Source organism: Dokdonella sp., assembly GCF_044227025.1.
Classification (GTDB): domain Bacteria; phylum Pseudomonadota; class Gammaproteobacteria; order Xanthomonadales; family Rhodanobacteraceae; genus Dokdonella_A.
In genome coordinates this window covers 182949-206949 of sequence record NZ_JBGAFX010000001.1, presented here as the reverse complement: position 1 = coordinate 206949, position 24001 = coordinate 182949, and the positions used below count along the sequence as shown (strand labels likewise).

The following is a 24001-nucleotide window of genomic DNA, read 5'->3' as shown; positions in this document are numbered from 1 at the left end:
AAACCCGATCCCTCCATGCCGCCGATCGCCCGCCAATACCTCGAACTGACCAAGCCGCGCGTGGTCGCGTTGATCGTGTTCACCGCGGTCATCGGTATGTTCCTCGCCGTGCCCGGCTTGCCGCCGCTGCGCGAATCGGTTGCAGGGTTCATCGGCATCTGGCTCGCCGCGGCGTCGGCCGCGGCGATCAATCATCTGATCGACCAGCGCATCGACAAGCTGATGGCGCGCACCTCGCACCGGCCGCTCGCGACCGGCGCGCTGACGCCGACCCAGGTGCTCGCGTTCGCGCTGATCCTCGGCACGTTGTCGATGGCGATCCTGATCGCACTCGTCAATCCATTGACCGCGGCGTTGACGTTCGCGTCGCTGATCGGCTACGCGGTCGTCTACACCGCCTGGCTCAAGCGTGCGACGCCGCAGAACATCGTGATCGGCGGTGCCGCCGGCGCCGCGCCGCCGGTGCTCGGCTGGGCCGCGGTGACCGGCCAGGTGCATCCGTATGCGCTGCTGCTGTTCCTCATCATCTTCATCTGGACGCCACCGCATTTCTGGGCGCTGGCGATCTTCCGCCGCGACGACTACGCGCGCGCGCAGGTGCCGATGCTGCCGGTCACGCACGGCGTGACCTACACGCGCTGGCACGTGCTGTTCTACACCGTGCTGCTGGTCGTCATCACCGTGCTGCCGTACCTGACCGGCATGAGCGGGCTGTTCTACCTCGGCGGCGCGCTCGTGCTCGGCGGCGCCTTCCTCTGGTACGCGATCCGCCTTATGAACCCGCCCGATCCATTGTTCCCGATGCGCGTGTTCAACTTCTCGATCATCTACCTGATGGCGCTGTTCGCGTTCCTGCTCGTCGACCATTGGCTGCCTGATACGGCCGATGCAGGCCCCGCGATCGTGCTGCAACGCGTCGGCTAGCAAGACGAGCAGGGGAGCCGGATCCGCGCTGCCGGAGCAAAGCCCGGCCGGCTGTTGCACAGCCGAGGCGTCCGCCGCTCCGACAGCGACTCCCGGTCAATTCGCGGCGCCGAGCAGATACTTCTGCCAGAACAGCATTGCCGCCGTGCGGTAATAGTCGCTGTTTGCCTTCTTGCGGAAGCCGTGGCCCTCGTCCTTGAACTCGAGGTACCAGACGTCGCCGCCGTTTGCGCGCACGGTGGCCGCGATCTGCTGGCCCTCCGAAGCCGGCACGCGTGGGTCGTTTGTGCCGGAGGCAACGAACAAAGGCTTGCTGATCGCCTTCGCGTTCGTCGTCGGCGAGATCTTCGCGAGGAACGCCTGCATCTTCGGATCGCGTTCGTCGCCGTACTCGACGCGGCGCAGGTCGCGGCGGTAGCTCTCGGTGTTGGCGAGGAAGGTCACGAAGTTGGAAATGCCGACGACGTCGATGCCGGCGCGCAGGCGGTCGTTGTAGTGCGTCATCGACGCCAGCACCATGTAGCCGCCGTACGAGCCTCCCTGCACGGCGACGCGCTGCGCGTCGAGTTCAGGCTGTTTCGCGATCCAGTCGAGCAGGGCGCCGATGTCCTTGATCGAGTCCTCGCGCTGGTAGCCGTTGTCGAGCTTGAGGTAGTCCTTGCCGTAGCCGTCCGAGCCGCGCACGTTCGGCACCAGCACGGCGATGCCGAGTTCGTCGGCGAGGAACTGGATGTCGGCGCTGAACACCGGTCGCGCCTGCGATTCCGGGCCGCCGTGGATGTTGATGACGACCGGCGCCTTCGCGTCGGCGCTCGCCGTGCGCGGGCGGTAGTAGAACGCGGGGATCGTGCGCGGCTTGCCGGCGGCCTTGTCGAAGGTCGGGAAGCGCACCAGCTCCGGCACGACGAACTTCGATGCATCGAGGCCGCCGATCTCGCTCCTGGTCCAGCGCGCGACGCCGCCATTGCCGAGGTCGACCGTGTAGAGGTCGCTCGGCGAGGTCGCCGAATTGAGGTCGAACGCAATGCGCGTATCGGACGGATCGAAGTCGATCGAGCCGATCACGCCCTTCGGCAGCGGCGGAAGCGCGAGTTCCGCGCGCGTATCGGTGTTGATCACATGCAGCGTGCCGTAGCCCTCCTCGTTGGTGACGTAGGCGAGTCGGCGGCCGTCGTGGGAGAGTGCGAATACCTCCACGTTCCACGGCGCGTTCGCAGTGAGGTGGGTGACGCGACCGCTGGCAATGTCGTGATGACGCAGGGTCAGGAACGCGCTGCCTTCGTCCGACGTGTAGTAGACGCCCTTGCCGTCGCGGGTCCAGCGGAATGCGCCGAACGCGGCTTTCCCGCCATCGGAAGGCCGGGCGTCGACCGGGAACAGGGTGAGCTTGCCGCTGGCGAGATCGACCACGCCCGGGCGCACGTCGTTGATGGACACGTCCTGCTGCACCAGCAGGGACCGGCCGTCGGGCGAGAAGTCGGTCGCGCTCCAGCTGCCACCCGCGATCACGACCGGCTTCGCATCGCCGCTGGCGAGGTCGAGCACCCACACGTCGCTGTCGCTGCCGTTGCGCGCGGTGCTCGTGTAGGCGAGCCGTGTGCCGTCGTGCGACCACAGCGGCGACGCATTGCGCGATTTGCCGTCGGTCAAGAGGCGCGTCTCGCGGGTGGCGCCGTCGAACCAGTACAACTGCCAGAACTCGGAGCCGCCGATGTCCTTGCCGAACACGAAGCCGTCGCGCTTCGGGTTCGGTGCGACCATCGCGATCGGCTCGTCGTAGAACGTGAGCTGTTCGCGCGCGCCGCCCGGCATGCCGACGCGGTGCACCTGGGTGGTGTTCGCGAAACGCGTGCCCATCAGGATCGCCGAGCCATCCGCGGTCCAGCCGCCAAGTCCGGCCGAGCGCGTGTTCGCGTAACGCTGCAGGCGTTCTACCAGGGCTGGCGGTATCTCCGGAATATCCTCGCTGATGCGCGTGTCGCGCTCCTCGCGACGGACTTCGCCGGCGCTGGCGAGCGCGCAGCAGGCGCTCATCGCGCAGAGCAGGATCGGAACAAGCGCTCGCGTCATCGGGTCGTCCTCGTGGCACGCAATCGCCCGAGCGTATGCGACGCGGACGCGCAGGACCAGTGCGGAGCGGTCCTGACGCGCCGCCGCATCGCACCGCACGGATGCACGCGCGGCGGGGCCCGGCGTACACTCGCGCGGAACCAGGAGGCTGGCATGGCATCGATCTACGATTTCAGCGCGAAGACCATCGACGGCGACGAGCAATCGCTGTCTGCATACCGCGGCAAGACGATGCTGGTCGTCAACGTCGCGTCGAAATGCGGCTTCACGCCGCAGTACACCGGACTAGAAGCGCTGTACGAGAAATTCCAGGGACAGGGATTGGTCGTGCTGGGTTTCCCGTGCGACCAGTTCGGCCACCAGGAGCCGGGCGACGAGGCCGAGATCAAGAACTTCTGCTCGCTGAACTACGACGTCAAATTCCCGCTGTTCGCCAAGGTCGAGGTGAATGGCGCGAACACGCACCCGCTCTACAAGTACCTCAAGAAGGAAGCGAAAGGCCTGCTCGGCAGCGAGGCGATCAAGTGGAACTTCACCAAGTTCCTGGTCGACAAGGAAGGAAACGTCGTCAAGCGCTACGCACCGACCGACACGCCGGAAGCGATCGGCAAGGACCTCGCCGGAAAGCTCTGAGCCGATGACGACCGACGCGATGGCCGGCGCCACGCGCGCCGCGGGTGGCGACGCGCTGACCCGGCGCGACCTGCGCACGCTGTTTCTCGCCGCGCTCGGCGGCGCGCTCGAGTTCTACGATTTCATCATCTTCGTGTTCTTCGCCGCGACGATCGGGCAGTTGTTCTTCCCGTCCGACACGCCGGACTGGCTGCGCCAGTTGCAGACGTTCGGCCTGTTTGCGGCGGGCTATCTCGCCCGCCCGCTCGGCGGCATCGTGATGGCGCACTTCGGCGACCGCGACGGACGCAAGCGCATGTTCATGCTGAGCGTGCTGCTGATGGCCTTGCCGACGCTCGCGATCGGACTGCTGCCGACCTACGCCGCGATCGGCTACGCCGCACCGCTCGCACTGCTCGTGCTGCGCGTCCTGCAGGGTGCCGCTGTCGGCGGCGAAGTGCCGGGCGCATGGACCTTCGTCGCCGAGCACGTGCCGCCGCGGCGCATCGGCTTCGCCTGCGGCACCCTGACCGCCGGCCTCACCGCCGGAATCCTGCTCGGCTCGCTGGTCGCGACCGCGGTCAACCGCGGATTGTCGCCGGCCGAGGTTCTCGAGTATGGCTGGCGCCTGCCGTTCATCGCCGGCGGCGCGTTCGGGCTGCTCGCGGTCTTCCTGCGCCGCATGCTGGCCGAGACGCCGGTGTTCGAGGAAATGCGCCGGCGCGCCGAGCTCGTGCGCGGCCTGCCGTTGCGTGTCGTGCTCGGCGGCCACGCGCGCGCGGTCGTCGTCGCGATGGCGTTGACCTGGCTGCTGACCGCGGCGATCGTTGTCGTGATCCTGCTGACGCCGACGCTGATCCAGAAACTGTTTGCGATTCCCGCCGCGACCGCGCTGTCGGCGAACAGCGTCGCAACGCTCGCGCTGACGATCGGTTGCGTCGCGTTTGGTCTGCTTGGCGACCGCATCGGCGGCTGGCGCACGCTCGGCCTCGGCTGCGTCGCGCTCGCGTTCGCCGCGCCGGCGCTCTACTACGGCATCGCCTCCGATCCGACACGCCTGGTGCCGCTGTATGCGCTCGCCGGCTTCTGCGTCGGCGTCGTCGGCGTGATCCCGCTGCTGCTGGTGCAGGCGTTCCCGCCGCCGGTGCGCTTCTCCGGCATCTCGTTCGCCTACAACATCGCCTACGCGATCTTCGGCGGCCTCACGCCGCCGCTGGTCACGTTGTTGATGCAGGGCCACCCGTTCGCGCCGGCGTGGTACGTGTCGGCGCTGTGCGCGCTCGGCGTCGTCGTTGCTGCATGGCGAGGCCCGCGTGAGAAGGGGAGCTGAACCCTGAGCGTGGCGCGCACCGCGCCCACATCGGATAATCGCCGGATGACCGAACCTCTCGACGTGATCCTGATCGGCGGTGGCCACAACGGCCTCGTCTGTGCGGCCTACCTGGCGAAGGCCGGGCGCAGGGTCGTCGTGCTCGAGCAACGCGATGTCGTCGGCGGCGCGGCAGTGACCGAGGAGTTCCATCCGGGTTTCCGCAACTCGGTCGCGGCGTACACGGTGTCGCTGCTGCAGCCAAAGGTGATGCGCGATCTCGATCTCGCGGCGCACGGTCTGAAGATCGTGCAGCGCAAGCTCAACAACTTCCTGCCGCTGGCGGACGACCGGTATCTCATCAGCGGCGGTGGCCGCACGCGCGATGAAGTCGCGAAGTTCTCGCGGCGCGACGCCGAGCGCCTGCCCGAGTACGAACGCCGCCTCGACGCGATCGCCGACGAGCTGCGCGCGCTCGCGCTGGAGCCGCCGCCGAATGTCACGGACGGCGGCTGGTTGAAGGCGTTGCCGGAACTGCTGCGCGCGGGCCGGCTCGGCAAGCGCGTGAAGGCGCTCGATGCGAGCCTGCGCACCGACCTGCTCGACCTGTTCGCGATCTCGGCGGCGGAGTACCTCGAACGCTTCTTCGAGAGCGATCCGATCAAGGCGCTGTTCGGCTTCGACGGCGTGGTCGGCAACTACGCCAGCCCGTACACGCCGGGCAGCGCCTACGTGCTGCTGCACCACGTGTTCGGCGAGGTGAACGGCGTCAAGGGAGCGTGGGGCCACGCGATCGGCGGCATGGGCGCGATCACGCAGGCGATGGCGAAATCGGCGACCGCATCCGGCGTCGAAATCCGCACCGGTTGCGGCGTGCGCGAGATCATCGTCGAGAAGGGGCGGGCTGTCGGTGTCGTCACCGAACAGGGCGAGACGTTGCGTGCGCGCTGCGTCATCGCCAACGTGAATCCGAAACTGCTGTACGAGCGCCTGCTCGATCCGGGCGTGGTGCCGGCGCCGACGCGTGAGCGCATGGCGAACTGGCGCTGCGGCTCGGGCACGTTCCGCATGAATGTCGCCTTGAGCGAACTGCCACGCTTCCGCGCATTGCCCGAGCCGGGCGATCACCTGACCGCCGGCATCATCCTCGCGCCCAGCCTCGACTACATGGATCGCGCCTACCTCGACGCGCGCGCGCACGGCTGGTCGAAGCAGCCGATCGTCGAGCTGCTGATCCCGTCGACGCTCGACGATTCGCTCGCGCCGAACGGTCAGCATGTCGCGAGCCTGTTCTGCCAGCATGTCGCACCGCAGCTGCCGGATGGACGTTCGTGGGACGACCATCGAGACGAGGTCGCCGACCTCATGATCGACACGGTCGACCAGTGGGCGCCCGGCTTCAAGGCGTCCGTGCTCGGTCGGCAGATCAAGTCGCCGCTCGACCTCGAGCGCGACTTCGGACTGCTCGGTGGCGACATCTTCCACGGCGCGCTGTCCCTCAACCAGCTGTTCAGCGCGCGGCCGATGCTCGGCCAGGCCGGCTATCGCGGCGCGTTGCCGGGTCTGTACCTGTGCGGCGCCGGCACGCATCCCGGCGGCGGCGTGACCGGCGCGCCAGGCCACAACGCTGCGCGCGTGGTGCTGTCCGACCTGCGCTGAGGAATTCGCGCGCGCCGCGGGCGCCTGTCGGTGTCCGTGGATGCCAGGGCCGACCAACCCACAGGCGGCGATCGACCTCGACGTGTCATGCCGGCGTGCACGACGCCAACGACGCATCCTTCGATCGACTGATGCGGTTCATCCGGCCGCAGGCGGCGCGGTGCGGCGCGCGTCGCCGCCACCGCGACGTGCGACGAAGCGTTGCCGGTTTACGAAACGTGTCGTTGACGCGACGGGACCGCGCGCTTAGGATCGCGCGCAATCACCCGCCTGGATGAAGGAACCGACGCCGTGACCAGGACCTTCGTGCTCGCCGCGTTGCTGCTTGCCGCCCTTGCGACGTCCGCCCGCGCGGCCGAAACCGCGCCGCCACTCAAGGCGACGACGAAGGACGCGTTCCTGGAAGTGGTCGCCGAACTGCACAAGGAAATGCAGGAAGGTGGACGGTACTCGTACGTCACCGAGAGCGAGCGCGCCGACGTCGAGAAGAACCTCGATCGCATGCGGGCGCTGCTCGAGAAATCCGGCAGCGTCGACACCATGGGCAAGGACGACCAGGTCGCCCTGTTCAACGCGCAGGAAAGCGTCAACGCGACGCTCGAGAAGCGCGACCGCGACCGCCTGGTCTGCGAGCGCGCAGCGACGACCGGCTCGCGCATCGCGACCACGCAGTGCCGTACCTACGGCGAAATCGAGGCGGATCGCGAAGCAGGCCGGAAGCTGATGCGCGAGAAGGCCGCGAGAGGCTGCACGAAACCCGGGTGCAAACAGGGCTGAGATCGACCGCCGGCACGTCGTCCGCGCGCTGCGACGGTCCCCGCGACGCGCGCGGAGCGGACCGGGTCAGCGGGAGCCGGTTTCCGCGGGGTCGCGTGGAGCGCGGGACTCCTCTGCGACCGCGTCCTTGGTGCCCGCTTTCGCCTGCTGTTTCTTCAGGCGCTTTTCGTCCTGCTGCTTCTTCTTCGCGAGCTCGCGCTGGCGCTTCTCGAAATTGTAGTTCGGCTTCATCGCCATCGGCGGCTCCCTTCAATGAAAAACCCCGGGCCTCGCGACCCGGGGTTTGGTGACTCTAGCGAACGTGTAGCGGCTTAGGCCAGCTGCACTTCGTCAGCCTGCATGCCCTTCTGGCCCTGCACGGCGACGAAGCTCACGCGCTGGCCTTCGGCCAGGCTCTTGAAACCGGTGCCCTGGATCGAGCGGAAATGCACGAACAGGTCGGGGCCGCTTTCCGGCGTGATGAAACCGAAACCCTTCGCATCGTTGAACCACTTGACGGTACCGTTCTGGCGATTTGCCATGACTTTCTCCTGCAACTTGAAAAATGAAATTCGCGATCCGGGGACATCCCGAACCGAGACTGGGGTTGGCAAGGAGGAAGCGAGGTGGCGATGAAGCAAATCGTAAGATCGACCGCATCAGGTCACGATTCACAGTGACCCTGACAAACACAGTGCGCCCACCATACAGGGAATCGCTCGGCGAAGCGAGCCGGTCAAGGAGATCCGTTCAGGTTGAGGAGCGCGGCCCGGATCCATCGCCGGCCAGCAGCGAACGCAGCTCGGCCTTTTCCGCCTCGCCGAACCCGGCATCCGGCTTGCGGCGCAGCAACTCGTCGACGCGCCGCCGGCAATCGAGCAGGGTGCGCAACATGGCGCGCTCGGACTCGCTGGTCTCGCCTTCGGTGTCCTTCTTCAGGAAGTCGTCGATGCGCTGCTGCAAGGTCTGGCGTTCGAGCTGGACCGCCGCATCGACGAACTCCGCACGCGCCTCGGTCTCTCCTCCCGGGAAGTCCGTCATCGCGAGCTTCTGCAACGCCTTCGCCTCGTCGCGTTCGGCGAAATGCTCGAGCAGGGCGCCGGTGCCGAGGTTGGCGCGCGCGCGACACAGCGCGATCAGTTCGACCAGCAACGGGATTCCGGGCTGGCGCAGCTCGGCGAACGACCATGGCGGATCGAGCGCGAGGGCAAGGGAGGGACGCTGCACCAGCAGGGTGATCGCCGCGCGCACCAGCGAGCGTTGCTGCGGGCGTGCCGGCTTCGGCCGCGCACTGCCGTCGGTCGGCGGCGGAGCGACCTGCACGTGCACGCCGGTCGATTTGTCGAGTTCGGCCAGCATCAGGTCGCGGAATGCGCCGTCGGGAATCTGCGCCAGCAGCGGTCGCGCGCGCTCGGCGAGGCGCGCCTTGCCATCGAGCGAACCCAGGTTCACGTCCTTGCCGATCTCGGCGAAGAAGAATTCGCTGAGCGGCATCGCGTCCTTGAGTCGCTGCTCGAAGCCGGCCAGTCCTTCCTTGCGCACCAGCGTGTCCGGGTCCTCGCCGTCGGGCAGGAACAGGAACAGCGCCTGGCGGCCGTCGCGCATGCGCGGCAGTACCGATTCGACCGCGCGCCAGGCAGCCTGGCGCCCGGCACGGTCGCCATCGAAGCAGAAGTAGACGTCCGCGCACTGGCGGAACAGGATCTCGGCATGGTCGCGCGTGGTCGCGGTGCCGAGCGTCGCGACCGCCTGCGGCACGCCGAACTGGTGCAGGCTGATCACGTCCATGTAGCCCTCGACGACGATCAGGCGCGGGATCTTCGTGTGCGCCTCGCGCACCTGCCACAGGCCGAACAACTCGCGGCCCTTGTGGAACAGCAGGGTTTCGGGCGAGTTGAGGTACTTCGGACCGGTTTCACCTTTGCGCGCATCCTGCGCGCGAGGATCAAGAACCGGCGGTCCCTCGCCGGACTCTTCACCAGAAGCACGCACTTCCGGGATTATCCGGCCGCCGAACGCGATGGTGCGGCCGCGCCGATCGAGGATCGGGAACATCACGCGGTTGCGGAAGCGGTCGTACTTGCTGCCGCGCTCACCGCTGGTGAGCATGCCGCTCTTCTCGAGCAGCGCGATGCGCTGCGCGTTGGTGCCGAGCGCGTTCTTCAGCGCATCCCATGCATCCGGCGCGAAGCCGAGGTTGAAACGCGCCAGGGTCGCCTCGTCGAGGCCGCGGTTCGCGAAGTAGGCGCGCGCGGTCGTGCTTTCGCCGAGCTGGCGGCGGTAGAACGTTGCCGCGGCATCGAGCAGGTTGTAGAGGTCGCTGCTGTCCTCGCGCGGCGCCTCGCGACCACCCTCGTACGGCACCTTGAGGCCGGCGCGGTTCGCGAGTTCCTCGACCGCATCGGGGAATTCGAGGCGGTCGTAGTTCATCAGGAATCCGATCGCGCTGCCGTGCGCGCCGCAGCCGAAGCAGTGGTAGAACTGCTTGGCCGGGCTCACCGTGAACGAGGGCGAGCGCTCGTCGTGGAACGGGCAGCGCGCCGACCAGTCGCGCCCGGCCTTCTTCAGCGGCACGCGTTCCTGGATCACGTCGACGATGTCGACGCGTGCGAGCAGGTCGTCGATGAATTTTTCGGGGATGCGGCCGGGCATGGCTCAGGATGCCACGAGCGCGTGCCGGCGGTGGCGCGACACGCCTAGTCTTCGAGCGGGATCAACAGCCACAGGATCACGTACACGAGCGCGCCGGGGAATGCCGCGGACAGGATCGAGCCGATCACGTAGATGATGCGCAGCCCGTTCGGGCTGAAACCGAAATGCTGCGCAAGGCCGCCCATGACGCCGCCGATCATGCGGTTGCGGCGCGAACGGCGCAGGGGTCCTGGTGCGGTCATGGTCCTCGCGCCTCAGCCGGCAAGTTTCTGCTTGACCAGCGCCGAGACCTGGCCCATGTCCGCGCGCCCGGCAAGCTGCGGCTTGATCAGCCCGACCACCTTGCCCATGTCCTTTGCGCTGGTCGCGCCGGAATCGGCGATCGCCCGGGCGACGATCGTGTCGATCTCGGAGGCGGAAAGCTGGGCCGGAAGGTAGGCCTGGATCACGCCGATCTCGTAGCGTTCGACCGCGGCGAGGTCGTCGCGCGCCGCCGCTTCGTACTGCGTGACCGAGTCCTTGCGCTGCTTGAGCATCTTCTCGAGCACACCGAGCACCTGTGCGTCGTCGAGCACGATGCGCTCGTCGACTTCACGCTGCTTGATCGCCGCATTGACGAGGCGGATCACGCCGAGGCGATCCTTCTCGCCGGCCTTCATCGCGGCTTTCATGTCGTCGGTGAGTTGTGCTTTGAGGGACATGGTCGGGAATCCTTGAGGCGGAGGGCTGAGTGCTGCAAAGACGGCGATTCTGCCGAGAGAGACGCAAGAGTGCCAAAACCCGCGGGTTGCGGGGCCGTGCCAGCCCTCAGCCCCGGCTTCTCCAGGCCAAACACAAAAAGCCGGCATCGCTTGCGCAATGCCGGCCGATGAACAGCCCTTTCATCGAGGCGGCAACCCGGTCGGGTCGCCGCGGGGCGATCAATACAGGCGCTGGCGCTTGGTCACGTCGCGCGAAACGCGGCGAAGGTGACGCTTGACCGCGGCGGCGCGCTTGCGCTTGCGCTCCTGGGTCGGCTTTTCGTAGAACTCGCGCTTGCGCACTTCGGCCAGCACGCCGGCTTTTTCGCAGGTGCGCTTGAAGCGGCGCAGGGCAAACTCGAACGGTTCGTTTTCGCGAACTTTGACGCTGGGCATAAACTCTCCAATGCAAAATCACCCGGGGCTGTCGGGCGAGCCGTGTATTCTATCCCGATGGAACCCTCCTTTGCAAAACTCCGGCAGACCGGCCCCGTGCTCGGGGTCGAGACCTCCTGCGACGAGACCGGGGTCGCGGTCTACGACTGCGCGCGTGGCCTGCTCGCCCATACGCTCTACAGCCAGATCCGCATGCACGCCGACTATGGCGGCGTGGTGCCCGAACTGGCCTCGCGCGACCACGTGCGCAAGTTGCTGCCGCTGGTGCGCGAGACGCTGGCCAGGGCCGGGCTTGGCGTCGCCGACCTCGGCGGGGTCGCCTACACGGCCGGACCGGGCCTGGTCGGCGCCCTGCTCGTCGGTGCGACCGCGGCGCGCGCGCTGGCCTGGTCGCTCGGCATTCCGGCGATCGGCGTGCACCACATGGAGGGCCACCTGCTCGCGCCGTTGCTCGAAGCCGATCCGCCGGAGCCGCCGTTTGTCGCGCTGCTGGTGTCCGGAGGCCATTCGATGCTGATCGAGGTCGCCGCGATCGGCGACTACCGCCTGCTCGGCGACACGCTCGACGATGCCGCCGGCGAGGCGTTCGACAAGACTGCCAAGCTCATGGGCCTGCCGTATCCCGGCGGTCCGGCGCTTGCGAAGCTGGCCGAACAGGGGCAGCCCGGCAAGTTCCGCTTCGCACGGCCGATGACCGACCGTCCCGGTCTCGACTTCAGCTTTTCGGGCCTCAAGACCCAGGTGCTGCTGGCCTGGCAGGCGAGCGACCAGTCGGACCAGACCCGCGCCGATGTCGCGTGCGCGTTCGAGGAAGCAATCGTCGAGACGCTCGCGATCAAATGCCGCCGCGCGCTCGCGCAGACCGGCGCGCGCCGGCTCGTGATTGCCGGCGGCGTCGGCGCGAACCGGCGTCTGCGTGCGGATCTCGCCAGCGCAGGTGCGCGCGAAGGATTCAGCGTGCACTTCCCGCGCCTCGAATTCTGCACCGACAACGGCGCGATGATCGCGCTCGCCGGCGCATTGCGCCTCGCCGCCGGACAGCACGAGACATCCGCGATCAAGGTGCAGCCGCGCTGGGATCTCGCCTCGTTGCCAGCACTCGCGGCATCGTGACGCTTGCCCCGCTCGCCAATCACATTTCACCAATCACCAACTACGGTTCCCCATGGACCTCGTTTTCATCGAAGACCTGCGCATCGAGACCGTCATCGGCATCTATGACTGGGAGCGCACGATCAAGCAGACGATCGCGCTCGACATCGAGATGGCGTTCGACAACACCAGGCCCGCCGCGAGCGATCGCATCGAGGACACGCTCGACTACAAGGCGGTATCCAAGCGCCTGATCGCGTTCGTCGGCGAATCGCACTTCGGGCTGGTCGAAACACTGGCCGAGCGCTGCGCCGCGATCCTGCGCGAGGAATTCGGCGTGCGCTGGCTGCGCCTGAAGCTGTCCAAGCCCGGCGCCGTGACCGGCTCGCGCGCAGTCGGCGTCATCATCGAGCGCGGCGAACGCTCGCCCGCTTCATAGGAGCGGCTTCCGCCGCGATGCGATGCACAAAGCCTGGCTCAGTCTCGGTTCCAACCTCGAACCCGAACGCCACCTGCGCGCGGCGCTCGCGGAACTGCGTGCACGTTTCGGCGCCGTCATCGCGTCGACGGCGTACCGCTTTCCCGCGGTCGGCTTCGACGGTCCCGATTTCATCAATCTCGCTGCGGGCATCGACAGCGACCTCGACGCATCCGGGTTGAACGAGTGGCTGCATGCGCTCGAGGACCGTCATGGCCGTCGCCGCGACGTGGCCCGGTTCTCCAGCCGCACGCTCGACATCGACGTCGTGCTGTTCGACGAGGCGATCATTGACGGTCCCGGCAACCTGCAGGTGCCGCGGCGTGAACTCGGCGAAACGTTCGTGCTGAAACCGCTCGCCGAAATCGCTCCCGACCTGCGCGTCCCGGGCGACGGCCGCACGCTGGCCGAACTGTGGTCCTCATCGCCGGACCGCGCCAACGTGTTCGAGCGCGTCGCGTTGTAGGGCGGGTCGAGCGCGCAGCGCGAGTCCCGCCGAAGGTGTCGGCGGACCATTCGGCGGCACGCGCGCCGCGCGTACCGCCCTACGAGGCTTCGGCAATTCATTGCCTGGCGCACGGTGGGACTCTGCGCCGTAGGGCGGGTAGAGCACGCAGCGCGAGTCCCGCAGCAGGTGTCGGCGGACCATCCGGCGGCATGCGCGCGGCGGGCCCCGCCATGGGCCTGCGACACCGCCCTCACATCGAAAGCGAGCGGCCGCCGTCGACGCGGATGATCTGGCCGGTGACGAAGCGCGCGTCGCGCAACAACCACAGCACCGCTCCGGCAACGTCCTCGGGCGTGCCCGCACGTTGCAGTGGCGTGCGCGCGATGAGTTCCTTGCGCGCCGCTTCGTCCTTGCCGTCGGGCCACAGCACGGCCCCGGGTGCGACGCCGTTCACGCGCACCAGTGGCGCGAGTTCCTGTGCCAGCGCGAGCGTTGCCGCGGCGAGCGCGGCCTTCGCCATACAGTAGACGCTGTAGCGCGGCAGCGGTCGCTCGGCATAGATGTCGATGAGGTTCACGATCGCGCCGTTGCGTCCGGCCAGATGCGGCGCCGCGGCCTGGGCGAGGAACAGCGGAGCACGCGCGTTCGCCGCGAACAGTTCGTCCCACTGTGACGGCGTGACCGTCGCCAGCGGCGTGGGGTAGAACGCCGAGGCATTGTTGACCAGCGCATCCAGGTGGCCGAAGCGCGCGAGCACGGCGTCGACAAGATCGGGCAGGCAATCGGCATCGGCGAGCTCGGCCTGCAGGGTCAATGTGCTGTCGGGGCGCACCGCCTCCAGTTCATGCGCGAGCGCCTCCTGCTCCGCATACGAATTGCGGGCGTGCAGGGCGAGGTCGTAACCGGCCGCATGCAGCGTGCGCGCGATCGTCGCGCCAACGCGCTTCGCCGAGCCGGTCACCAGCGCCACCCGCCGTTGCCCGCCATCCATCATGCCTTGCCTCCGCTTCGTCGGGTTATGCTCGCGCCATGCATCCTGCCGAGAGTGCCGCAGAACGCTGCGGCCGACCAGCCCTCTGAACACGAACCTGCCCGAACCCGGCACCGAAGAGCGCGCGCATGCCGAGCATCTGGCGACGCTGCTGCGCAACGAGATCCGCGTGAACGGGCCGATGCCGTTCGCGCGCTGGATGGAACTGTGTCTGTATGCCCCCGCTCTCGGCTACTACAGTGCCGGTCGCACCAAGTTCGGCCCCGCCGGCGACTTCGTCACCGCGCCGGAACTTGGCGACCTGTTCGCGCGTTGCATCGCGCGCGCATTCGCGCCGACCTTGCGTGCGCTTGGCGCCGACGCGGATTTCCTCGAACTCGGCGGCGGCAGCGGTGCGTTCGCGCTCGCCGCGCTGCGCGAACTCGCCGCCCAGGACGCATTGCCGCGCCGGTTCCTCATCCTCGAACCGAGCGCCGACCTCGCCGCCCGACAGCGCGAGCGCATCGCCGCGGAGTTGCCGCCCGAGGTCGCCGCGCGCGTGCAGTGGATCGCGCGACCGCCCGAAGCCGGCTGGCGCGGCGTGCTGTTCGCGAACGAAGTCGTCGATGCATTGCCGACCACGCGTTTCACCCTGAAGGACGGCGAAGTGTTCGAGGAACATGTTGCGCTCGAGGGAGAACGCTTCGTGTGCATCGACCGCCCGGCCGACCTGCTCGTTGCCAACGCGGTGCGCCACCTCGAGCGCGCGCTCGGCGCGCCGTTCGACGACGGCTACCGATCCGAAGTGCTGCCACAGCTGCCGTACTGGGTGCAGGCGGTGTGCGGATCGCTCGAAGCAGGCGCGGTGTTGTTCGTCGACTACGGCTATCCGCGCCGCGAGTTCTACCTGCCCGAACGCCGCGACGGCACGCTGGTGTGCCATTACCGCCACCGCGCGCACGCCGATCCGCTGCATTGGCCGGGCCTGACCGACCTCACCGCATTCGTCGACTTCACCGCGCTCGCCGAAGCCGGCGTCGGCGCCGGACTGGACTTCACCGGCTACGCGCCGCAGGGCCAGTTCCTGCTCGCCAGCGGCCTGCTCGATCTCGTTGGCGACGACCTGCCCGAGGTCCTGCGGGTGCAGCGCATCGCCGAGGTCAAGCGCCTGACCCTGCCCGGCGACATGGGTGAACGCTTCCAGGCGATCGCATTCACGCGCGGCGGCGTCGAAGCATTGCCCGGCCTGCGCGCGTTCGACCTTTCGCATCGGTTGTAGAGCGGGTCGAGCGCAACGCGCGAGTCCAGCCGCATCCCGCGACCCGCGCGGCAACCGGCGGCACGCGTGCAGCGCGAGCCGCCATACGCGTTGCGCGCGTTCGATCGCTCGGGCGAATGTCGTGGCTCGGCAGCCTCGGCCCTCAGCCCTCGGCCCTCAGCTTTTGCTTCACGCGCGCTATCGCCTCGACGCGCGCCGCGCGCATCGCCTCGCCGATCTTCGGCCCGGTGATGCCCGCGGCCACGAACGCGGCTGCATCGATCGCGCGCGCGGCCGCATGCGCGGCACGCAGGTAGTCCGCCTGCGGATAGGGGGCGTCGGCGAGGCCGAGGCGGCCGCGTTTGTCCGCTTCGCAGGCGAGCAGGAAGGTCGCCAGGCGCGCGGGCTTGCGGAACGCGTCGAGCCTTTCGAGGAGCTCGAGCACGGTCGACGGACGCAACTCGAGCGCGCGATGCGCATCGAGGTGGAAGCGGCAGACGAGTTCGGCGAGTGCCGCATGTTCGACCGGCACCTTGAGGCGCGCGTTGATCGCGCGCACCGGTTCGACGCCGCGATGCTCGTGCATGACGTGGCGCGGCAGGTCGTCCACGGGCGTCAGCGCCTTGCCGAGGTCGTGCACGAGCGCGCACCAGCCGACCAGGTCGTCGCCGGGCGCGAGGCTTGCGGCCGCGTCGAGCACGAGCTCGATGTGCGCGCCGGTATCGACTTCCGGGTGGTATTCGGCGCGTTGTGGCACGCCGTACAGCGCGTCGACTTCGGGGAAGATCACGCGCAGCGCGCCGCATGCGCGCAAGGCGCGCACGAACGCGGACGGCGCCGGCTCCGCCAGCGCCTTGCGCGTCTCGGTCCAGACGCGTTCGGCAACCAAATGGTCGACTTCGCCGGCATCGACCATGCCGCGCATCAACGCGAGCGTTTCCTCGGCGATGCGGAAACCGAGCGGCGCGTAGCGCGCGGCGAAACGCGCCACGCGCAGCACCCGCACCGGATCCTCGGCGAACGCGGGCGACACGTGGCGCAACACGCGCGCCGCGACATCGCGCTGGCCGCCGAACGGATCGACGATCGCGCCGTCCGCGTCCATCGCCATTGCATTGATGGTCAGGTCGCGGCGTTCGAGATCCTGCTCCAGCGTGACCGACGGATCGGCCTGGAACGCGAAGCCGTGGTAGCCGCGACCGGTCTTGCGTTCGGTGCGCGCGAGCGCGTATTCCTCCTGCGTCGAAGGGTGCAGGAATACCGGAAAATCCTTGCCGACCGGCCGATAGCCCTGTGCGCGCATCTCGTCCGGCGTCGCACCGACGACGACGAAATCGCGGTCGACGCTGCCGTGGCCGAGCAGCGTGTCGCGGACCGCGCCGCCGACGAGATAGATGCGCATGCCTTGACTTGCCCGGGGAAACCGGCTGGCATTGTGCCAGCGAACCCAGCGGGGGACAGCACGTGCACATCGCAAATCGTTACGCCGGCATCATCCTCGTCGCGTTCTTCACGGCCGCATGTTCCGCGCCGGCGCGCAAACCGGAGGCTCCACCGGCGGCGGCCAAGCGCGACGACACGCTGTACCGCGCGCTCGGTGCACAGGCCGGCATCGAGAAGGTCGTCGATGCGGCGCTGGTCGAGATCCACAACGACCCGCACATCAACCTGTTCTTTGCCAACACCGACATGCCCGACCTGCGCCGCCTGCTGGTCGAACAGTTCTGCGCGGCGACCGGTGGACCGTGCGAATACACCGGGCGCAGCATGGAAGAGGCGCATGGTGGCCTCAACCTCACCGATGAGGACTTCGACCGCTTCGTCGGCGACCTCGTGCGCGCGTTCGACAAGGTCGCGGTGCCGAAGGACCTGCAGCAGCAGTTGCTCGCGTTGTTCGGGCCGATGCGCAAGCAGATCGTCGGCCAGTAGGGCGGGTCGAGCGCGCCGCGCGAGTCCCGCCGCGACGTACGCGAGTCCGCCCGGCGGTGCGGTCATGCCGGAGCGGCGGCACGCGCCTTGCGCATACCGCCCTACGCCTCAAGAGCCTCGCGGCTTCCGCTCCCACAGGTTTTGCCTGGCAAGCAGTGCCGGCATCACCGCATCGATCGGTGTCGCGACGATGCCGAGCGCGCCGAGCCCGTCTTCGCGTGCGGCCGAATCGAGGCCGAGTGAACGGAAGTTGTCGCGCGAGATCGGTTTGCCCGGCAGCCATTCGCCAATGCACGCCTGCATGAAGCCGAGGGCGTCCGGCAACGGCAGTACCAGCCGATGCTTGCCCATCATGCGCGCGGTACGACGCACCACGTCGCCGAGCGCGACGACCTCGGGGCCACCGAGCTCGTAGACGTGGCCGATGCTATGCGGATGGGCGATCGCCCGCGCGAACGCCTCGGCGACGTCGCCGACATGGACAGGCTGGAACCGGGCATGCGCGCGTGCGATCGGCAACACGGGTGCGATGCGCAACAACGACGCGAAGCGGAAGAACAGGCCGTCACCGTCACCGAAGATCACCGAGGGCCGGAAGATCGTCCACGCCAGCGGCGACGCGCGCACGAGCGCCTCCGCTTCACCGCGCGTGCGCAGGTAGTCGCTCTCGCCTTCACCCGCGCGCAAGGCGCTCATCTGCACGAGGCGTGGCACGCGCGCTTGGGCACAGGCGGCGATCAGCGTGCGCGTCAGTTCGACATGGGCGGCGCGGAAGTCGTTGCCGCGTCCGCGCCGTCCGTTGAGGATGCCGACCAGGTTGATTGCCGCATCGGCACCGGCGAGGTGGCGCGCGAGCGTCGCAAGCTCATGCACGTCGGCGTTGACGATGCGAACGCGTGGCAGCACGCCGAGCTCGCGATGCAGGTCGCGGTTGCGCGTCAGGAGGGTGATCGAGTGGCCATCGCGCTGCAGGCGCGTCACCAGATGGCGGCCGACGAAACCGGTGCCTCCGAGCACGACGATCGATTGCGGTTTCATCGGCGGCTCCATTGCGGAACGACCGGTTTACAACGTCTGCGCGGTAGTTGCAAACGCGGATCGACGTTTCCTGTGGGAGCGGCGGAAGCGATGCTTCTTGCTTCGCCTTGTCCTGCCGTCCCGCGAAAGCATCGCGGCTCCCGCTGCTCCCACAGAAGAAGATGCAAGGGCCGCCCGCGCCGGGCGATTCCTGCCTCTACGGGTTCGCAGGCGTCGGCGTCGCGTCGCGCGGCGCCTCGACCGGGGGCGCATCGGTCGGCGCGAGTTCCTCGGCCTTCTTCTCGACCGGTTCGTTCGCCGGGCAGACGACGTCCTTGCGCGGCGTGGTCGCGTCGGGCGCGCGGTAGGCCTGGCCGAACTTCGGCATGCGCGATGACAGTGCGAGCGCCTTGCCGTTCATGCGCCAGTCGTAGATCACGCTGAAGGCGAGCACGCGTGCGACATACTCGCGCGTTTCCTTGTACGGAATCGTCTCGACGAAGAAATCCGGTTCGAGCGTGCCGCGGGCGTCGAGCCAGCGCCCGACCGGTGCCTGCCCGGCGTTGTAGGCGGCGCTTGCGAGCCACGGGCTGCCGTCGTAGGCGTCGGCCATCTGGCCGAGGAAGCGCGTGCCGAGCCGGATGTTGAAGGCCGGGTCGAACAGGTCGGACGCGCGCGCATACGGCAGCCCGGCGGACTTCGCGACCTTCTTCGCGACGCCGGGCAGCAGCTGCATCAGGCCGTAGGCGTCCGCATGCGAGTGCGCGTCGGTCATCCAGGCGCTCTCGGCGCGGATGATCGCGTACGCCCACGCCGGGTCGATGCCGGCATCGGCCGCGCTCGCGCGCACGTGCTTCTCCATGCCGAGGGGGAAGCGCTGTTCGTACAGGCGCTGCGTTTGCGGATCGGCCGAAAACGCGAACACGGCGCGGTCGTACCAGCCCTTGCGGTAGGCGCCATCGGCGGCGAGTCGCTGCTGGTTCGCGTCGAGCTTGCCCATCGCGAACTTCCATTCGCGCCGCGCTTCGGAAAGCATGTCGAGCGCGCGGAATTCATACGCGCGTTCGAGATCGCCGTGCTGCTCCAGCGCAGCTTCCGCACTGGTGTCGCCGGCGAGCGTGTTCGGACAGATCGCGTAAGGCCGGCTGCTCCAGTCCGCCGCGAGGAAGCCGTGGAAGTTCGCCTCGCGCGCGACTTCGGCCATCAGCGATGCGGATTCGGCCTCGCGACCGAGCTTGGCGAGCATGCGCGCGCGCAGGTAGCGCCAGCGGGCGTCGGCCTTCTGCGTGTCGGACATGCGCTCGAGTGCCGCCAGCGTTTCCTTGAAATCGCCGCCGGTGAGCGCGATGCGCACGCGCCATTCGCGCGTGGCGTCGTCGGCAGCGGCATCCGGCAGCGCCTTCAGGCGCGCCAGCGCGTCGGGCGAATAGCTCGTCGCGCGATACAACGCGATCGCGTTGAGCACGCGGTTCTTCTGCGCGTCGTCCCACTTGAAACGCGCTTCCAGTTCGGCCCACAGCGTTTCGGCGGCGTCGCTGTCTCGACGTGCCAGGCGGACAAACGCATACGAAACGGCGTCACGCGCACGCGCCTCGTCGGCCCACGCCTTTGCCTTCGCGAGTGTCGCCCGCGGATCGCCGAGCGCCGCGAGGATGCGATCGGCGGCGATGCGCTCGGCACCGGTGAGCAGGGAGGCGGCATCGCCTGCCGCGTTCACGCTGCCGGCATCGGCCGCGCGCAGCAGATGCTCCCACACGCTGGCGTCGCTGACGAGGCCCTGCACGCGCGCGGCGCGCAGCACCGATTTGCACGCGTCGGGCAGTCCGCGCTCGCCGTTCCAGAACGGTTCGATGTCGCGCGCTGCATCGAGCGATGCGCCGGAGGCGAGTCGGCCGAGCAGGGCGTCGCATTGCAGTTCGCGGTCGTCGCTGGCGACGTAGGTCGCCGCGAAGGTCTTCCAGTCACCGCGGCGCGCAAGTTCGCGCAGCCACGCACTGCGCAGGTCGGCGGCGGGCAACGTGTCCGGCCAGCGCTTGAGGAACGCGGTGACTTCCGTCGCACCGGCCTTGCCGAGGTGAGGTCGCAGCGCGGCGAGTTCGATATACGGATATAGCGGGTAGTCCTCGAGGCCGTCGGCGAGCTTCTTCCAGGCCGCCTCCGGCGTGCGCCCGGCGGCCGCCAGCGCGGCGCGGAACTGGCTGCGCTGGCTGGCGCGGTCGGCGGCACCGACCGGCGGCGCCAGCAGGACGACGCAGGCGAGCAGGCAAGGACCGAGGAGGAATCGACGACGAAGCATGGACTGGACCGGATTTGTCAGGAAGGCCAGTAGTTTAGCCTTGCTGCGACGCCGCATGTGGGCGGCCGGGTTAGGTCATTTCTTCCGGCAATAGCAATAACGAAACATTTGTTTTACATTTTCTTGACGCATCACGCCGGGGGAGGGCCACCGACGTATGCCTGCTCCGAAGCATTCCGTGATCCTTACCCTGGAGAGTTCCATGCGTTCACGTCTGGCCAACCATGCCGTACATGCCCTTGCGGGCGCCATTCTCTGCGCGCTCTACGCCTCACCCGTCCTTGCCCAGGACAGCAACGATGTGCAGAAGCTGCAGGCGATCGAAGTCACTGGCTCGCGCATCAAGCAGTCCGAGGTGGAAGCACAGTCGCCGGTGCTCGTCATCGACCGCAAACAGCTCGAGCGCACCGGCCTGCAGACGGTCGGCGACATCCTCCAGCAGCTGTCCTCGAGCGGCAAGGCGCTCAATGCGAAATTCAACTCGTCGGGCAACTTCGGCTATCCGTCCGATGGTGGCGGCATCGGCGCGGGTTCCGCGCAGGTCGATCTGCGCAACCTCGGCTCGAAGCGCGTGCTCGTGCTCGTCGACGGGATCCGCTGGGTCAACGAATCTTCGGCGTCCGGCGTCAGCGGTGCGGCCGACCTCAACACGATCCCGGTGTCGATCATCGACCGCATCGAAGTGCTGGAGGACGGCGCTTCGGCAATCTACGGTTCCGACGCGATCGCCGGCGTCATCAACATCATCACGCGCAAGACCTTCGATGGCGCCGAAGTCAGCGGCTACTACGGCCGCTACAGCAGTTTCGGTGGCGCCACCAAGCAGGGCTCGCTGACCGTTGGCGGCAGCGGCGACCATTTCAGTGCGGTCCTCAACGCGAGCTACTTCAAGCAGGACGCGGTCAGCGCCGGCAAGTGGTGGCAGTCGTCGGTGCCGGAACCGTACGCGGGCCTGCGTGCCGGCAGTTCGGCGACACCGCAGGGACGCTTCACGTTCTGCGATCCTTCGCTTCCGATCGACCAGTACGGCGGTTGCGATGCTGCGCAGGAGAACTGGTACGACATCACGCTGAACAATGGCACGACGACGCCGTCGTGGGATCCGAACGATCCGACCGGCGGTTCCTACCACAATTTCACCGGCTCGCAGGACCGCTTCAATTTCGCGCCGTACAACCTCCTGCTGACGCCGAACGAGCGCAAGTCGATCTATGCGAATGTGAGCTACCAGTTCACCGACACGACGACGCTGCATGTGCGTGCGCTCTACAACAACCGCACGTCGGCGAACCAGGCTGCGCCGGAACCGATCTTCGTCGGTCCATACGCGGGCACTGGAGGCATCGCCGATTCGATCTTCATCTCGGCGAACAATCCGTACAACCCGTTCGGCATCGACCTCGATCCGTCAAGCAACCTCGGCTGGATCACCAAGCGCCCGCTCGAAGTCGGTCCGCGCATCTTCAACCAGGACGTCGATACCTGGTATTTCAATGCGGGCTTGAATGGACAGCTTGAGCTCGGTCGCGGCATGTCGTGGGATGCGAACGTCGTGCACTCGGAAAACAAGGCCGACCAGACGTTCTACAACGGCTTCAACCTTTCGCATCTTGCGCTGGGTCTCGGTGATCCGGCCGTCTGCGCGGCAACCCCGGGCTGCGTGCCGGTAGACCTGTTCGGTGGCCAGGCGCGGCCGATGACGCAGGAAATGATCAACTGGATCCGGGCGACCCAGGTTGACTCGAGCAAGCAGAAGCTCGACGTCGTTTCGTTCAACCTGACCGGCGATCTGTTCAACATCATCGATTCGCGCGCGGTCGCGTTCGCGGCTGGCGCGGAATACCGCCGCTACGAGGGCTCGTTCGATCCTGATCCGTTGCGTCAGAGCGGTGATTCGCAGGACTCGCAGGCGGCTGCGGTCTCGGCGTCGTACAACGTGAAGGAAGTCTACGGCGAAATCGACATGCCGGTGTTCGAGACGCTCGACCTGAGCGCCGCCGGTCGCTATTCGGACTACTCCACGTTCGGCGGTGAAACGACCGGCAAGGTCGGCTTCCGCTGGCAGCCGAGCGCCGACTGGCTGTTCCGCGGTTCGTATTCAACCGGCTTCCGCGCGCCGAACATCGGCGAGCTGTACGGCCTGACGCAGTTCGGCGCGACGCTCGTCGATCCGTGCGGTACCACCGGTTCGCCGGGTCCCGCAGGACCGGAATACGTCGCCGGTTGCGCCGCGCAGGGTGTGCCGACGTCGTTCGAGCAGGCCAATACGCAGATCACCACGATCACCGGTGGCAATCGCAATCTGCAGCCCGAGGATTCGAAGAGCTGGCAGGTCGGCACGGTCTACAGCCCGAGCTGGGCGGAAGGCCTCGCCGGCACCCAGCGCCTCGATTTCGGGCTGACCTGGTACAACCACAAGATCAGCGACGCGATCGGCGCACTCGACATCCAGGGTCTGCTGAATGCGTGCATCCGCTCCGGCGGCACCGACGCGGCGCTCTGCTCCGCTTTCACGCGCCAGCCCGGCGGCAACCTCAATCCGCCGCGCAATACCCTGACCAACCTCGGCGACATCCGCACCGACGGCCTCGACGTGAAGATCAACTGGGCGAGTGACGAATTCAGCTTCGGTCGCCTGCGCGGCTCGCTGCAGGGCACCTGGGTGCACAAGTACAAGGAAGTCGATTCGCTCGGGAACGTGTCGGCTCGCCAGGTCGGCATCGAAACCGACAACGGCTCGATTCCGAAGTGGAGTATCAATACGCAGCTTGGCTGGACGCGCGGCGACTGGGACGTCAACTGGAACCTCCGCTACACGCAGAGCGTCAAGGAATTCTGCAGCTCGGTCGTCTTCACCGGCCCGCAGATTCCGGGTTGCGAGACGGCCAGCTCGGTGCATCACCTTGGGAGCGTGGTCTATAACGATGCGCAGGTAAGCTGGACGAACGCGCTCGGTGTCGACAAGCTGCAGCTCGTGCTCGGCATCAACAACCTCTTCGACAAGGATCCGCCGGTCTGCTACACGTGCACGCTCAACGGCTACGACGCCGGCACGTACGATCTGCCAGGACGTTTCACCTACGTCCAGGCGACGTACAAGTTCTGATCGTCAACGCTTGATGGGGAGGGAGAGGGCCGCCTTGTGCGGCCCTTTTTCTGATGTCCATGGATGGACGGAATGCCGAAAATGCAGGAGCAATTTTCGGCATGCCATGGATGGACGGAATGCCGAAAATGCAGGAGCAATTTTCGGCATGCCATGGATGGACGGAATGCCCGTCCACGGTTGTTCAAGATATCCGCGAACACTTGCGGCAGGCCTACGCGTTTGTCACGAGCGCCGCGGGCAGGCGCAGTGGTCGTAGGGCGGGTCGAGCGCGAAGCACGAGTCCCGC

21 protein-coding genes and 1 pseudogene are annotated in these 24001 nt (G+C 67.6%); 11 read left to right on the top strand and 11 right to left on the bottom strand.

The window, feature by feature from the left end; all coding sequences use genetic code 11:
* Positions 1 to 15 precede the first annotated feature (15 nt).
* Entirely contained in the window at positions 16 to 924 is a 909-nt protein-coding gene (gene cyoE, locus ACILRJ_RS00910; RefSeq protein WP_395679421.1) for a heme o synthase, read from the top strand.
* 96 nt (positions 925 to 1020) lie between these two features.
* On the opposite strand, the gene ACILRJ_RS00905 is transcribed toward cyoE, so the two are convergent.
* On the bottom strand, positions 1021 to 2994 hold the full coding sequence (locus tag ACILRJ_RS00905) for a S9 family peptidase (protein WP_395679419.1): 1974 nt from the start codon (positions 2992 to 2994) through the stop codon (positions 1021 to 1023).
* A 153-nt stretch (positions 2995 to 3147) separates the two neighbouring features.
* Here ACILRJ_RS00905 and ACILRJ_RS00900 point away from each other — a divergent pair, with 153 nt between their 5' ends.
* The 4 genes from ACILRJ_RS00900 to ACILRJ_RS00885 all read left to right on the top strand — a co-directional run bounded on the left by ACILRJ_RS00900 (position 3148) and on the right by ACILRJ_RS00885 (position 7351).
* Entirely contained in the window at positions 3148 to 3627 is a 480-nt protein-coding gene (locus ACILRJ_RS00900; RefSeq protein ID WP_395679417.1) for a glutathione peroxidase, read from the top strand.
* Between the two features lie 4 nt (positions 3628 to 3631).
* Positions 3632 to 4936, top strand: a complete 1305-nt coding sequence (locus ACILRJ_RS00895; RefSeq protein ID WP_395679415.1) for an MFS transporter — start codon at positions 3632 to 3634, stop codon at positions 4934 to 4936.
* Between the two features lie 45 nt (positions 4937 to 4981).
* The gene (locus ACILRJ_RS00890) at positions 4982 to 6574 is read left to right on the top strand and encodes a phytoene desaturase family protein (RefSeq protein WP_395679413.1); all 1593 of its coding nucleotides are present in this window, start codon (positions 4982 to 4984) and stop codon (positions 6572 to 6574) included.
* A 291-nt stretch (positions 6575 to 6865) separates the two neighbouring features.
* Entirely contained in the window at positions 6866 to 7351 is a 486-nt protein-coding gene (locus ACILRJ_RS00885; protein ID WP_395679411.1) for a hypothetical protein, read from the top strand.
* A gap of 66 nt (positions 7352 to 7417) precedes the next feature.
* Here the strand turns inward: ACILRJ_RS00885 and ACILRJ_RS00880 are convergent, their stop codons facing one another.
* The 6 genes and pseudogenes from ACILRJ_RS00880 to rpsU all read right to left on the bottom strand — a co-directional run bounded on the left by ACILRJ_RS00880 (position 7418) and on the right by rpsU (position 11118).
* A complete protein-coding gene (locus ACILRJ_RS00880; RefSeq protein ID WP_395679409.1) occupies positions 7418 to 7588 on the bottom strand; it encodes a hypothetical protein in 171 nt (56 codons plus the stop codon).
* A 74-nt stretch (positions 7589 to 7662) separates the two neighbouring features.
* Positions 7663 to 7872 (bottom strand): cold-shock protein, encoded by a 210-nt coding sequence (locus ACILRJ_RS00875; protein WP_395679407.1) that lies wholly within the window; start codon positions 7870 to 7872, stop codon positions 7663 to 7665.
* 334 nt (positions 7873 to 8206) lie between these two features.
* Positions 8207 to 9982 (bottom strand): annotated as a pseudogene (locus ACILRJ_RS00870) (CHC2 zinc finger domain-containing protein); the annotation flags it as partial.
* A gap of 44 nt (positions 9983 to 10026) precedes the next feature.
* A complete protein-coding gene (locus ACILRJ_RS00865) occupies positions 10027 to 10224 on the bottom strand; it encodes a PspC domain-containing protein (RefSeq protein WP_395679405.1) in 198 nt (65 codons plus the stop codon).
* Between the two features lie 12 nt (positions 10225 to 10236).
* Positions 10237 to 10683 carry a GatB/YqeY domain-containing protein gene (locus ACILRJ_RS00860; RefSeq protein ID WP_395679403.1) on the bottom strand — a complete coding sequence of 149 codons (447 nt, stop codon included), beginning with the start codon at positions 10681 to 10683 and terminating at the stop codon, positions 10237 to 10239.
* A gap of 219 nt (positions 10684 to 10902) precedes the next feature.
* The gene (rpsU, locus tag ACILRJ_RS00855; RefSeq protein WP_131996031.1) at positions 10903 to 11118 is read right to left on the bottom strand and encodes a 30S ribosomal protein S21; all 216 of its coding nucleotides are present in this window, start codon (positions 11116 to 11118) and stop codon (positions 10903 to 10905) included.
* 57 nt (positions 11119 to 11175) lie between these two features.
* Here rpsU and tsaD point away from each other — a divergent pair, with 57 nt between their 5' ends.
* Genes tsaD through folK form a run of 3 tightly spaced genes read left to right on the top strand, consistent with a single transcriptional unit; the run spans position 11176 to position 13154 of the window.
* Positions 11176 to 12231 carry a tRNA (adenosine(37)-N6)-threonylcarbamoyltransferase complex transferase subunit TsaD gene (tsaD, locus tag ACILRJ_RS00850; RefSeq protein WP_395679400.1) on the top strand — a complete coding sequence of 352 codons (1056 nt, stop codon included), beginning with the start codon at positions 11176 to 11178 and terminating at the stop codon, positions 12229 to 12231.
* A gap of 52 nt (positions 12232 to 12283) precedes the next feature.
* Entirely contained in the window at positions 12284 to 12649 is a 366-nt protein-coding gene (gene folB, locus ACILRJ_RS00845) for a dihydroneopterin aldolase (protein ID WP_395679398.1), read from the top strand.
* A 22-nt stretch (positions 12650 to 12671) separates the two neighbouring features.
* Positions 12672 to 13154 (top strand): 2-amino-4-hydroxy-6-hydroxymethyldihydropteridine diphosphokinase, encoded by a 483-nt coding sequence (gene folK / locus ACILRJ_RS00840; protein ID WP_395679396.1) that lies wholly within the window; start codon positions 12672 to 12674, stop codon positions 13152 to 13154.
* 232 nt (positions 13155 to 13386) lie between these two features.
* Here the strand turns inward: folK and ACILRJ_RS00835 are convergent, their stop codons facing one another.
* A complete protein-coding gene (locus ACILRJ_RS00835; protein ID WP_395679394.1) occupies positions 13387 to 14130 on the bottom strand; it encodes a pteridine reductase in 744 nt (247 codons plus the stop codon).
* Between the two features lie 82 nt (positions 14131 to 14212).
* On the opposite strand from ACILRJ_RS00835, the gene ACILRJ_RS00830 reads away from it, so the two are divergent.
* Positions 14213 to 15385, top strand: a complete 1173-nt coding sequence (locus ACILRJ_RS00830) for a class I SAM-dependent methyltransferase (RefSeq protein ID WP_395680745.1) — start codon at positions 14213 to 14215, stop codon at positions 15383 to 15385.
* 142 nt (positions 15386 to 15527) lie between these two features.
* Here the strand turns inward: ACILRJ_RS00830 and ACILRJ_RS00825 are convergent, their stop codons facing one another.
* Positions 15528 to 16766: a multifunctional CCA addition/repair protein gene (locus ACILRJ_RS00825; protein ID WP_395679392.1), complete on the bottom strand. Its 1239-nt coding sequence runs from the start codon at positions 16764 to 16766 to the stop codon at positions 15528 to 15530.
* Positions 16767 to 16828: 62 nt separating this feature from the next.
* Between ACILRJ_RS00825 and ACILRJ_RS00820 the strand changes: the two genes are divergently transcribed.
* On the top strand, positions 16829 to 17293 hold the full coding sequence (locus ACILRJ_RS00820; protein ID WP_395679390.1) for a group 1 truncated hemoglobin: 465 nt from the start codon (positions 16829 to 16831) through the stop codon (positions 17291 to 17293).
* Positions 17294 to 17401: 108 nt separating this feature from the next.
* On the opposite strand, the gene ACILRJ_RS00815 is transcribed toward ACILRJ_RS00820, so the two are convergent.
* Both ACILRJ_RS00815 and ACILRJ_RS00810 read right to left on the bottom strand, forming a co-directional pair.
* Positions 17402 to 18331, bottom strand: coding sequence for a complex I NDUFA9 subunit family protein (locus tag ACILRJ_RS00815; protein ID WP_395679388.1), 930 nt, complete (start codon positions 18329 to 18331; stop codon positions 17402 to 17404).
* Positions 18332 to 18527: 196 nt separating this feature from the next.
* Positions 18528 to 20606 carry a transglycosylase SLT domain-containing protein gene (locus ACILRJ_RS00810; RefSeq protein WP_395679386.1) on the bottom strand — a complete coding sequence of 693 codons (2079 nt, stop codon included), beginning with the start codon at positions 20604 to 20606 and terminating at the stop codon, positions 18528 to 18530.
* Between the two features lie 202 nt (positions 20607 to 20808).
* Between ACILRJ_RS00810 and ACILRJ_RS00805 the strand changes: the two genes are divergently transcribed.
* Positions 20809 to 23712 carry a TonB-dependent receptor plug domain-containing protein gene (locus tag ACILRJ_RS00805; protein WP_395679384.1) on the top strand — a complete coding sequence of 968 codons (2904 nt, stop codon included), beginning with the start codon at positions 20809 to 20811 and terminating at the stop codon, positions 23710 to 23712.
* Positions 23713 to 24001: the final 289 nt, after the last annotated feature.